We start from the raw sequence: 12,903 nt of genomic DNA, 5'->3' as shown, positions 1-12,903 counted from the left end.
TTCAAATTTTTCACAGACATAATCATAAATTTTTACTAACTTGTAATCCTTGTTATTGCTATTTGTATCCAAAATAATCTTGTTGAAATCGACTATTAAGATACTGAAAATCAATAACTTAAACAAGTTTAAGGCGTTGTTTTTCAATGAATTAAGCTTGTTTTTCTATGACTATTTCAACCCTTGATTCACATAATTAAAAAAAAAGCCGCTAAAATTGTTTTAGCGGCTTTTTATTTTTAAGTCTAAGAGAGACTATATTTTTTGAATGTCCGTAATATGTCATAAATTGATTTTAATTTAATCTATAGTATTGAGCACTTCGACTGTGCTCAGCATAAACTAAAGTCGAAATGTATTAAAATCAAGTGCTTATATTTCTGGACTACACTTCGACTACGCTCTGTGACCACGCTCGAAAACATAGAAAATCAGGTTTGTTTTTAGCTTATGATAGTTAGCGTATATACAACTATATTTTATAAGATAAGCTCAAGATTATTTGCTCAGGTCTTGTTTCTAAGCGGTCAAGAGAAATAATATTATTGTTATCTATAAAAGTAGCTTCATTATCACTGAAGCCTCTTTCATATCTTAAATCAATACCTAATTTATTAAGATTAACTCCTATACCAAAATTGAAACCTACACTAAAATCATTTTCAATATCATTGACATTAATATTAAAATCTGTATCTAGTATATATTGTAAAGAAGGACCTGCAAATACATTTATAGGACCTAAAACTTTGAGTCCTACCAATAATGGAACATCAATCTTTTGCATATCAAACTCACCCAAATCATAATCACTTTTAGTTTTTGTGTATACAATTTCTGGTCTAAAATAAAGCTTGTTTCCTAGTTTCCCAAAGAGACCAATGTGATACCCGATATTTTGGTCTGGATTTTCAAAATTATCGGCTGCAGATTGGAAGTAGTCTCCACTGCCACCATAATTTAGACCAGCTTTAATACCGAAGCCACTTCCTGTTTGAGCAAATAATACAGTTGAAAATCCTACAACTAATACTACTGTAAAAAATAAATTCTTCATAATTATTCGTTTTTGATTTTGAGCATATAAACAAAAACGCTGCCAAACTCAACTTATTTTCTTGAAATGACTTTTTTTGAAGCTTCGACTATGGCTTTACTATTTAGGCCGTACTTATCCATAAGTTGTGCGGGTGTCCCGGATTCACCAAATGTATCGTTGGTTGCTACAAATTCTTGAGGTACAGGATTGTTTTTCACTAATGTTCTAGAAACACTTTCTCCTAAACCTCCTAAATAGTTATGTTCTTCAGCTGTAACAACACATCCTGTCTTAGCAATAGAGCCTAAAATCACACTCTCATCTAAAGGCTTAATGGTATGGATATTAATTACTTCAGCAGAAATACCTTGTTCATTTAAGATTTTTGAAGCTTCAAGTGCTTCCCATACCAAATGACCTGTAGCTACTATAGTTACATCTGTACCTTCTGTTAGTTGTACAGCTTTTCCAATTTCAAATTTTTGGTTTTCTGGAGTGAAATTCGCCACTTTTGGTCTACCAAAACGTAAATAGACAGGACCTTCATGCTCTGCAATAGCTAAAGTTGCAGCTTTGGTCTGGTTAAAATCACAAGTATTTATAACGGTCATTCCGGGAAGCATTTTCATTAAGCCTATATCTTCAAGAATTTGGTGAGTTGCACCATCTTCTCCTAGAGTAATACCTGCGTGAGATGCACATATCTTTACATTTTTACTAGAATAAGCTACACTCTGTCTTATTTGGTCATATACACGTCCTGTAGAAAAGTTAGCAAATGTTCCTGTAAATGGAATTTTTCCACCAATGGTTAATCCAGCAGCAATACCAATCATATTAGCTTCTGCGATACCAACTTGGTAAAAACGTTCAGGATGATTGGCTTTAAAATCATCCATTTTTAATGAACCTATGAGATCAGCACAAAGGGCCACAACATTCTCATTTGTTTTTCCTAGTTCCGTAAGTCCTGCTCCAAAACCTGAGCGTGTATCTTTATTTCCTGTGTTTTCGTATGTTTTCATATTAAAGTCCACTTTATGTGGAAATGTTTTAAATATTAATAATCCCCTAAGGTTTCTGGATTCTGAGAAAGAGCAATTTCTAATTGCTCGTCGTTTGGTGCTTTGCCATGCCAAGCATGCGTATGCATCATAAAGTCTACACCATTACCCATTTCAGTTTTTAATAAAACACAAACAGGTTTTCCGTTTCCGGTTTTGGATTTAGCTTCTGCCATTCCTTCAAGAATAGCTTTAATATCATTACCCTTTTCAATTTCAATAGCAATCCAGCCAAAGGCTTCAAATTTTTGCTTGATGCTTCCCATTGGTAGAACATCATCAGTAGCACCATCGATTTGCTTTCCGTTTAAATCTATTGTAGAAATAAGATTATCTACTTTTTTTGCTGAAGCATACATAATAGCTTCCCAGTTTTGACCTTCTTGTAATTCACCATCACCATGAAGGCTATAAATTAAATGAGAATCACCATTTAGTTTTTTAGCTTGAGCTGCACCAATGGCAACAGACATGCCTTGTCCTAAAGAACCAGAAGCAATACGTACACCTGGTAAACCTTCATGAGTGGTTGGGTGACCTTGTAGCCTAGAATTAATAAGTCTAAACGTATTTAACTCATCAACTGAAAAATAACCAGAGCGAGCCAAAACACTATAATAAACAGGAGAAATATGGCCGTTAGATAGGAAGAATAGGTCTTCTCCAATTCCGTCCATATCAAAATGGTCTTTTCTGTCCATAATTTCTTGGTAGAGTGTAACTAAAAATTCAGCACAACCTAACGATCCTCCAGGATGTCCTGAGTTTACTTTATGTACCATACGCAAAATATCGCGGCGTACTTGAGTGGTTAAATCTTGTAATTCTTGAGTGTTTGGCATCTTAAATATGTCTTGTTTTAATGATTTCAAAAATAATCGTTTCAACTAGCGTGGCAAAGTAAGATATCTTTCATTTATTAACGATTTAGAGGATTTGCTAACAATTTTAAATTTAATTAAGACCTTATGCTTGAGAGTTAATTATATTTGCCCATTTACAATTATTTTCAATGGTATTTAAAAAGATTTCTACAGACCCAAAGAGTAAGGCAAGAGCAGGAGAGATTACTACAGATCATGGTAAAATTGAAACCCCCATTTTCATGCCTGTTGGTACTGTTGGTACTGTAAAAGGTGTGCATCAACGTGAATTAAAGAATGATATTAGCCCTGATATTATTTTAGGAAACACCTATCATTTATACTTAAGACCCCAAACTAAAATTTTAGAGCAGGCTGGTGGCTTACATAAATTTATGAATTGGGATAGAAATATCCTTACAGATTCTGGTGGCTATCAAGTCTATTCGCTTTCAGCAAATCGAAAAATAAAAGAAGAAGGCGTAAAGTTTAAGTCACATATTGATGGAAGTATGCATTTATTTACACCAGAAAATGTAATGGAAATTCAGCGTTCTATTGGTGCTGACATTATTATGGCTTTTGATGAATGCACACCATATCCATGCGATTATAACTATGCTAAGCGCTCTATGCACATGACGCATCGTTGGTTAGAGCGTTGTTTAGAGCATTTAAAAAAGACGCCTTATAAGTATGATTACTCTCAGTCATTTTTTCCAATTGTTCAAGGAAGTACATACAAAGATTTGAGACAGCAATCCGCAGAATATATTGCAAATGCAGGAGCTGAAGGTAATGCTATTGGTGGTTTGTCGGTAGGCGAACCTGCTGAAGAAATGTATGCTATGACTGATGTTGTTTGTGAAATATTACCAGAAGATAAACCAAGATATTTAATGGGAGTTGGTACGCCAATAAATATTTTAGAAAATATTGCGTTAGGTGTAGATATGTTTGATTGTGTAATGCCAACGCGAAATGCTAGAAATGGAATGCTATTTACAGCTCAAGGAACCATTAACATAAAGAATCGAAAATGGGCTGATGATTTTTCGCCGATAGACGAAATGGGAATTACATTCGTAGACACAGAATATAGTAAAGCTTATCTAAAGCATCTATTTTCGGTTAATGAATTGTTGGGAAAACAAATTGCTACAATTCATAACTTAGGATTTTATTTGTGGTTGGTAAGAGAAGCAAGAAAGCATATTATTGCAGGAGATTTTAGAACTTGGAAAGATAAAATGGTAAAACAAATGGATAAGCGTTTATAGTTTATGAAGATACTAGATTGGTATATACTTAAGAGATACTTGTTTACATTTTTGATGATGTTATTATTATTTATTCCGATAGCTATAATGGTTCATTTAGCTGAAAAAATTGGGAAAATAATAGACAATGATGTACCTTTTGATGCTGTAGCAGAATATCTTTTAAACTTCACAATATATTTTGCAACACTTTTATTTCCTTTGTTTTTATTCTTGTCTGTTATATTTTTTACGTCAAAATTAGCTAACAATACGGAGATTGTAGCCTTTTTGAGTTCAGGCGTTTCTTTTACTAGATTTTTAAGACCTTATTTAATAGGAGCCACAATCGTAGCAATCATAGCATTATTGTTAGGGATGTTTTTGGCACCTAAAGCGAGTCAATGTTTTAATGAGTTTAAGTATAAATATTTATCAAAAGGTAGGAAAATTCAAGACACAAAAGAAATTTTTCGGCGAATTACCGATAACGATATTATCTATGTAAGCTCTTTTGACCCTAAAAACAATCGTGGACAAAACTTTACCTTAGAACATCTCAAAGACAACAAATTAGAGTATAAAATTTTTGCTAATTCGATTAAGTATATTGAAATAGATTCTGTTTGGCAGTTAACTAATTATTACAAACGCAACTATGATAGTATAGGAAATGTCACTGTCGAAGAAAAGCGAAAAATGATTGTCGAGTTTTCTTTTGAAGCCGAAGATTTGACACCAGTGAATTATATTGCAGAAACAAAACCATATTCAGAATTAGTAGACTTCATAGAAAAGGAAAAATTAAGAGGTTCTCCAAATATTGGTCGCTACGAAGTGGTTAAATATAAAAAATGGAGTTTACCAGTTTCAGTTTTTATTCTCACCATCATAGCGGTTGCTGTATCGTCAATTAAGCGTCGAGGTGGAATGGGAGTTAACCTTGCCATAGGTATTACCATTGCCATGATTTATGTTTTTTTTGACAAGATATTTGGTGTCATGGCAGAGCAATCTGATTTTTCGCCTTTAGTAGCAGTTTGGTTCCCAAATGTAGTTTTCGGTATTTTAGCAGCATATTTACTATATAATGCTAAAAGGTAATTTTAAACACTATATACATTTACATTTTTTGGTTTTTATTGCTGGTTTTACAGCTATACTTGGCGAAATGATTACCATTGGTGCGTTTGCATTAGTTTGGTTTCGAATGTTAATTGCTGGTATATTAATGTTTCTTTATATAAAACTAACTAAGAAGCGGTTAAAAATAACTAATCGCTTAGCATTTCAGTTAACTATTGCTGGAGCAATTATAGCAGCTCATTGGATTACTTTTTTTGAGGCAATAAATCAGTCTAATGTATCTATAACGCTAGCTATGTTTTCCTCAGGAGCATTTTTCGCTTCATTTGTAGAGCCTATAATATTTAATCGTAAAGTTTCATGGTACGAAATAATTTTTGGTATCATTGTTATATTTGGTGTTTTACTGATTACACAAGGCGAATTAAAATACATCAACGGGATAATTTTAGGCCTAGCATCTGCTTTATTTTCAACTTTATTTGCGGTAATTAATGGTAAACTTATTCTAAAGCATAAAGCTAGCGTAATTTCATTTTATGAATTTGTAAGTGGTGTATTCTTTATATCAATCTGTATATTCGTATTTTATGGGGGGTTTAATTTAGAATTCTTTATACTATCCAAAGAAGACTGGTTGTTTATCTTAATATTGGCTTCGGTTTGTACGGCTTATGCCTTTATTGCAGCAGTAGAGATTATGAAGTATATTTCACCCTTTACAGTAATATTGAGTTATAATTTAGAACCTGTCTATGGGATTGTCTTAGCACTTTATTTCTTCCCAGAGAATGAACAAATGTCACCCCAATTTTACTACGGTGCAATCATAGTTATCACCGCTATATTAATGGATGCGATATCAAAAAACTATAGAAAGAGAAAAATAAAAAGTGGACGATAAGACGTTAAAGTTCATAATAACTTAGCAGTAATTCCTATTTTTGTATAGACTGCGGAATCTAATTAGTTCTAGTTTTATTATTAAAATAAACACAGAATATGTAGGTTTGTGATCTAACTAACTAAAACGAATTAATTTCAAATTGTATGGAATATTTAGAGTTTGAATTACCAATAAAAGAACTTGAAGACCAATTACAGAAATGTAAGCTTATAGGGGATGAGAGTGAAGTTGATGTTACAGAAACCTGTAAACAAATAGAGAAGAAGCTAGTTGAAACCAAGAAAGAGATTTACAAAAACCTTTCGGCATGGCAGCGTGTTCAGCTATCTAGACACCCAGACAGACCTTACACGTTAGATCATATTAAAGCCCTTTGTGGTGATTCCTTTTTAGAATTACATGGTGACAGAAATGTAAAAGACGATAAAGCCATGATTGGTGGTTTAGGAAAAATTGGAGATCAATCCTACATGTTTATTGGTCAACAGAAAGGCTTCAATACAAAAACGAGACAATATAGAAACTTTGGAATGTCAAATCCAGAAGGCTATCGTAAAGCTTTACGTTTAATGAAGTCTGCAGAAAAATTTGGTATTCCTGTAGTTACATTGATAGATACACCAGGTGCTTACCCTGGTTTTGAAGCTGAAGAACGCGGACAAGGTGAGGCTATTGCTAGGAACATCTTAGAGATGACACGATTAAAAGTACCTATAATCACTATAATTATTGGAGAAGGTGCATCAGGTGGCGCATTAGGTATTGGTGTTGGAGACAAAGTTATGATGTTAGAAAACACATGGTATTCTGTTATTTCACCAGAATCATGTTCTTCTATTTTATGGCGTAGTTGGGAGTACAAAGAGCAAGCAGCTGAAGCTTTAAAGCTTACGGCAAAAGACATGAAACGTATGAAACTTGTCGACCAAATTATTAAAGAACCGCTAGGTGGTGCTCATAGAGACAGAGAAAAAACTTTTTTAGCGGTTAGGGATGCTATTATAAGGACTTTTGATGAACTTAAAAACTTATCACCAAAAGAATTAGTAAAACAGCGCATGGAAAAATATAGCCAAATGGGAGTTTATAAATAAGAACTTCAATAAAACAGCCTATTATTATAAAACTGAAGCTTTTTGCTTCAGTTTTTTTATCGCTGTTAACAAAATAATTAAGTTATTAACAGTTAGAATGTTAATCAACTGTTGAATATTGTCTATCTTTAAAAAGCTATTTTCTTAACGATTTATTTACCTTCGTACCCCTGAAAATATGTAGCCAACAAGCTCAGATTTTATAAAAGAATTTGCCTACAAAAAACCAAGATTAATCCATCAAAATCAGTCATTATATAATGAAGCAACCTAATCCAGTACAAGGCTATAAAGTCGACAAAAGTTCCTTAATTAGCTTGGAGAAAGGAAAAATTCCACCGCAAGCCATAGACTTAGAGGAAGTGGTTTTAGGAGCCATGATGATTGATAAAAAAGGGGTAGATGAGGTTATAGATATTTTAAGTCCAGATGCCTTCTATAAAGAGGCACACCGCTACATTTTTGAATCTATCTTTAAATTGTTTGAAAACAGTGAACCTGTAGATTTATTAACAGTTTCGGCACAATTACGTAAAGACGGAAAGCTTGATTTAATTGGTGGAGATTTTTACTTAATATCTTTAACTCAACGCGTGTCTTCATCAGCACATATTGAGTTTCACGCACGTATTATTCTCCAAAAATATATTCAAAGAAGTTTAATTAAAATTTCAAATGAAATTATTGAGGAAGCTTACCACGAAGGGAATGACGTTTTCGATTTACTTGATACTGCAGAAGCTAAGCTTTACGAGGTAACTCAAGGAAACGTCAAAAAGTCTACTGAAACAGCTCAAAGTTTGGTGATTCAGGCCAAGAAGAAAATTGAAGAAATTTCTAATAAAGAAGGGTTAAGTGGTATACCTACAGGTTTTGATAAACTAGATAAACTAACTTCTGGTTGGCAACCTAGTGATTTAATAATCGTAGCTGCTCGTCCAGGTATGGGTAAAACTGCATTAACCTTAACAATGGCTCGAAATATTGCTGTGGATTTTAATCAACCTGTGGCATTTTTCTCTTTAGAGATGTCTTCAGTTCAGTTAATTACACGTTTAATTTCTAGTGAAACAGGTTTATCTTCAGAAAAATTAAGAACAGGAAAGCTAGAGAAGCATGAGTGGGAACAACTCAACGTAAAAGTAAAGACATTAGAGCAAGCGCCACTATTTATAGACGATACACCATCTTTGTCAATTTTCGATTTAAGAGCAAAAGCACGTCGTTTAGCTTCACAATACGGAATAAAAGTGATTATGATTGACTACTTACAGCTTATGACGGCTGGTGGAAGTCAAAAAGGAGGGAATCGTGAACAAGAAATATCAATGATTTCTCGTAACCTTAAAGCTTTAGCTAAAGAATTAAGTGTCCCCGTCATTGCATTGTCTCAATTATCGCGTGCCGTGGAGACACGTGGTGGTAGTAAAAGACCATTACTATCAGATTTACGTGAATCTGGTGCGATTGAGCAAGATGCAGATATCGTATCATTTATTTATAGACCAGAATATTATAAAATTGATGAATGGGATGATGAAGAACGCTCCCCAACTGAAGGTCAAGGTGAGTTTATCGTTGCAAAACACAGAAATGGTGGTCTAGATAATATAAGACTTAAGTTTATTGGTCATTTAGGTAAGTTCGATAATTTGGATGACTTCGACACACCATTTGGTGAGTTCCATTCTAAAATGAATGCTGTGGCAAATGATGACACCTTTAAACAAGACCATTTTCCTTCTGCTAGTGATGCATTCGACGCACCAGAAGATGATGGTGTGCCTTTCTAAATTTTTATAATTTTTTTGAGACATTTTAGAAAAATTTAAAATTAGCTTTGTCTCAAATAACAAAGCCCCCATGCTAAACGAAAGACATACAACAAATATTCTACTGTTAATTATAGCAGTTCCTTTAGTATTTTATTTACTTAAAATACTTTCTTTTATATTTATCCCATTGATTTTTTCAATGTTCATAGCTTTATTGTTTCTGCCAATGATGCGTTGGTTGGGGCGTAGAAAAATACCAAAATTTATAAGTATTATTGTGGTATTATTGCTAGTTGCTGGTGGCTTAAAAATTGGTATTGAATTAATTCAGTTATCAAGCAAAGAAATTCTAGCTAATAATGGAGATTTCCTGCAAAAAGCCGAGCCTAAAATAGCAAGCCTAAAAAGTTATTTGAATAATAATTTTGGGATTGAAGTACAGTCCAATAAAAACGTATTTGCTCAATTTTTTCAAAAAGAAAATATTGGCTCTACCATTGGTTTTCTCAGGACGTTTTTAACAACACTTTTAATGACAGCGTTTTTTGTAGTACTGTGGTTGGCTGAATCTATTAATGTTCATAAGTTATTGAATAATACAATTTTAAGAAAAAAATATACTTCTGTAAAAGCATTCATGAAAATTGAAAGTGATTTAATTAAGTTCATAAAAGTGAAGTTTTTGGTAAGTGCTTTAACAGGATTATTTACAGGTTTAATGTGTGTTTTTTTTGATGTTAGCTTCCCTATCTTTTGGGGTCTTTTTGCATTTGCTATTAATTTTGTGCAAATGGTAGGTTCCTTTATTTCTGTTATTTTACTTTCAATCTTCGCTTTTGTAGAGTTGGATACCTCAAGCACTTTGTTATTTTTTATATTGGCAATTACCCTAGTACAAGTAACCTTTGGTGCTATTTTGGAGCCTATTTTCATGGGAAAATCATTCTCAATCAATATTATAGCCGTCCTAGTTATGCTTATGTTTTGGGGATTTTTATGGGGAATTGCAGGACTGATAATGGCTATTCCAATTACAGTGTTTATTAAAATAATCTTAGAGCAATTTAAAGGTACAAAAGTAATAGCCAGTCTATTATCTGGGTCAGAAACCATGCCTGAAAGTCTCTAGCTTATCCTCAATTACTTCAAAATATCTTAAAAGAATAATAAAGACTTTAGAGGCTATACTTTTTTGATTATATTGAAATAAATTTATAAGGTTGAAAAAAATTACAATATTAATCCTTCTATTACTATTAGGCTATTCAGCTCAGGCATCTTACATACTAATTCCAATGGATGCAGAATCTCAAGAAAATCATCTTAAAGCCTACGGTGTTACCTATTGGACACTCGAAAGAAATCTAAAAGTAAAGTGGTTACTAAACTATCGAGGGGGTTCATTTTTGTTGCCAGATGCAGAAATTATTCAGCGCGAATGTCAAATCAGAGGTGTGTCTTTTGAAATTATTTCTGATAGTCAAACTGTCCAAATTTTAGAAAAAATTTCAAGCCCAGCTGTAAACCAAGAAGCCGTTGTATTAGAAAAAGCACCAAAAATTGCTGTCTACACACCATATGGAAAACAGCCATGGGACGATGCGGTGACTATGGTGTTAACTTATGCCGAAATTCCTTACGAAACTATATACGATGAGGAAGTTCTTAAAGATGAATTATTGCTTTACGATTGGTTACACTTACATCATGAAGATTTTACTGGTCAGTTCGGTAAATTTTATAGAAGTTATCGTTCTGCAGCATGGTATATTGAAGACAAAAAAGAAGCTGAAACATTGGCTAAACGATTAGGCTATTCAAAAGTTTCAGATGCTAAACTTGCTGTAGCTTTAAAGATTAGAAACTACGTGGCTGGTGGTGGATTTATGTTTGCCATGTGCTCTGCAACCGATAGTTTCGATATTACATTGTCTGCCGAAAACGTTGATATATGTGAGCCTATGTTTGATGGTGATGGAAGTACACCAGGCTATCAAAATAAATTAGATTTTAGCAAAACCTTTGCCTTTAAAAACTATATTTTAGAGCGAAGTCCTAATGTTTATGAGTTCTCTTCAATAGATATGACTAGAAAACGAAATATCCCAAAGTCAACAGATTACTTTTCATTAATGCAATATTCTGCAAAATGGGATCCCATCCCCACGATGTTAACTCAAAACCACACCGCTTTAGTAAAGGGTTTTATGGGGCAAACAACATCCTTTGCACGCGAACAAATAAAATCTAATGTATTGGTTATGGGAGAGAACAAAACAAATGGTGAGGCTAAGTACATTCATGGTATTAAAGGAAAAGGCTTTTTTACATTTTATGGAGGGCACGACCCAGAAGACTATACGCATCGCGTTGGTGACCCGAAGACAGAATTAGATCTTCACCCAACTTCTCCAGGCTATCGTTTAATTTTAAATAACGTTTTATTTCCCGCTGCTAAAAAGAAGAAGCAAAAAACATAATTTTAAGATATGTTTAATAAACGGAGTTCTTTTCTTAAACTTCTTTTAATATCAGTAATTTTTGGGTTTCTGCTTTTGTACTATTTTGTGCCGTTAGGTATCATGGAATAGAAGAAGAATTGTCCCTTTACACTGATGAAATTCTGTACTTGCCAATCAGAACTTTTTATGAAGCAGCAACTTTAATAGGTCTTCTTATAAGTGTTTTTTATGCTATAATGGAGTTGTTATTTGATAAATTAAGTAAAAGACTTATTCTTGGATTAACCATACTATTAAAGTCCATAATCTATTTTATTTTAATCATAGTTGTTCTTAGCTTAATATCCTTTCATCTAGAGGAACAAACAGATTTAGATATACCTAATCAAAGAGGTTGTTGGAAAACTAACCCACTCTTCTGGATTACTGTAATTTATTGTATTACTACTTCTGTTATTTTTTTCATTAATCCGAATTGCAAATGATAGATTTAGTCGGAGAAATTTCATTCAAATTCTATTAGGGAAGTATAAGAAACCTAAGGAGCAAGAACACGTGTTAATGTTTGTTGACCTAAAGAGTTCTACAATGATTACAGAAAAAGTGCGGCATCAGAAGTATAGTAAGTTTATTCAATATTGTTTATAGATGTAAACTTATCCTCGAATAATTTTGATGCAGAAGTCTATCAATATGCCGGAGATGAGGACGTCATTTATTGGCCTAATAAAAAAAGGTTTCAGAAATAATAATTGTATAAATCTATTTTTTGCCTTTCAAAAACGATTTAATAGACGGTCTAAATATTATATAAACAAATACAATTTTAATCCCAATTTTAAAGCTGGCTTACATTTTGAGAAACTTATGGTTGACTTAATAGGAACTATAAAAAAGACCTAGCCTTTCATGGTGATATCATCAATACTGCCTCTAGAATACAAAGCTTATGTAATAGGTTTAATAAGCATCTTTTAGTTTCAGAATCTGTTTTAGAGAAATTAAAAATATCGGAATCACACTATGAACTACTGTCTCATGATATGGAATTAAAAGGAAAAGAATAACGGTAGAAGATATATTCTATCAGTATTATGAAACGCATATGCTAAACATATTATCACCTAAAGGAATGATTAATAGCGAACAGCATGTGTCCTTAAAAAAACAATACATATAAACATATGAAACCTCCATTACGGCGCAAAATAATTTTAGAGGAATCCATCACAAAAGGATATGAATAAGTAAAAAAAGTCCGTCTATTATTACCTTAGGGTATTATTAACAAAAAAACAGACGGACATGAAAAAAGACACTGTTGCTTTTGAGCAAGTTGTATCTCGTGGATGTG

General features: G+C 33.0%; 10 protein-coding genes. 7 read left to right on the top strand and 3 right to left on the bottom strand.

Features of this window, described 5'->3' with window-relative positions:
• Nucleotides 1–472 precede the first annotated feature (472 nt).
• The 3 genes from HKP48_RS09895 to HKP48_RS09885 are packed head-to-tail and all read right to left on the bottom strand — an operon-like array spanning nucleotide 473 to nucleotide 2,945.
• Nucleotides 473–1,057, bottom strand: coding sequence for an outer membrane beta-barrel protein (locus HKP48_RS09895; protein WP_296345367.1), 585 nt, complete (start codon nucleotides 1,055–1,057; stop codon nucleotides 473–475).
• A 53-nt stretch (nucleotides 1,058–1,110) separates the two neighbouring features.
• The gene (locus HKP48_RS09890; RefSeq protein ID WP_296345365.1) at nucleotides 1,111–2,064 is read right to left on the bottom strand and encodes a transketolase C-terminal domain-containing protein; all 954 of its coding nucleotides are present in this window, start codon (nucleotides 2,062–2,064) and stop codon (nucleotides 1,111–1,113) included.
• Nucleotides 2,065–2,099: 35 nt separating this feature from the next.
• Nucleotides 2,100–2,945 carry a transketolase gene (locus tag HKP48_RS09885; protein WP_296345370.1) on the bottom strand — a complete coding sequence of 282 codons (846 nt, stop codon included), beginning with the start codon at nucleotides 2,943–2,945 and terminating at the stop codon, nucleotides 2,100–2,102.
• A gap of 170 nt (nucleotides 2,946–3,115) precedes the next feature.
• Here HKP48_RS09885 and tgt point away from each other — a divergent pair, with 170 nt between their 5' ends.
• From tgt to HKP48_RS09850, 7 genes are all read left to right on the top strand, one after another.
• Nucleotides 3,116–4,246 carry a tRNA guanosine(34) transglycosylase Tgt gene (gene tgt / locus HKP48_RS09880; protein ID WP_296345363.1) on the top strand — a complete coding sequence of 377 codons (1,131 nt, stop codon included), beginning with the start codon at nucleotides 3,116–3,118 and terminating at the stop codon, nucleotides 4,244–4,246.
• Between the two features lie 3 nt (nucleotides 4,247–4,249).
• On the top strand, nucleotides 4,250–5,329 hold the full coding sequence (locus HKP48_RS09875) for an LptF/LptG family permease (RefSeq protein ID WP_296345361.1): 1,080 nt from the start codon (nucleotides 4,250–4,252) through the stop codon (nucleotides 5,327–5,329).
• Entirely contained in the window at nucleotides 5,316–6,215 is a 900-nt protein-coding gene (locus tag HKP48_RS09870; RefSeq protein ID WP_296345359.1) for a DMT family transporter, read from the top strand. Before HKP48_RS09875 ends, HKP48_RS09870 begins: the two co-directional genes overlap by 14 nt.
• 146 nt (nucleotides 6,216–6,361) lie before the next feature.
• Nucleotides 6,362–7,312, top strand: a complete 951-nt coding sequence (locus HKP48_RS09865; RefSeq protein ID WP_296345357.1) for an acetyl-CoA carboxylase carboxyltransferase subunit alpha — start codon at nucleotides 6,362–6,364, stop codon at nucleotides 7,310–7,312.
• Between the two features lie 260 nt (nucleotides 7,313–7,572).
• Nucleotides 7,573–9,105: a replicative DNA helicase gene (gene dnaB, locus HKP48_RS09860; protein ID WP_296345354.1), complete on the top strand. Its 1,533-nt coding sequence runs from the start codon at nucleotides 7,573–7,575 to the stop codon at nucleotides 9,103–9,105.
• Nucleotides 9,106–9,175: 70 nt separating this feature from the next.
• Nucleotides 9,176–10,216, top strand: a complete 1,041-nt coding sequence (locus tag HKP48_RS09855) for an AI-2E family transporter (protein ID WP_296345352.1) — start codon at nucleotides 9,176–9,178, stop codon at nucleotides 10,214–10,216.
• A 91-nt stretch (nucleotides 10,217–10,307) separates the two neighbouring features.
• Nucleotides 10,308–11,567: an asparagine synthetase B gene (locus tag HKP48_RS09850; protein WP_296345350.1), complete on the top strand. Its 1,260-nt coding sequence runs from the start codon at nucleotides 10,308–10,310 to the stop codon at nucleotides 11,565–11,567.
• The last annotated feature ends 1,336 nt before the right edge of the window (nucleotides 11,568–12,903 follow it).

It is taken from the genome of Winogradskyella sp. (assembly GCF_013042245.1).
Taxonomy (GTDB): Bacteria; Bacteroidota; Bacteroidia; order Flavobacteriales; family Flavobacteriaceae; genus Winogradskyella.
This window is presented reverse-complemented; position numbering and strand designations above follow the sequence as displayed.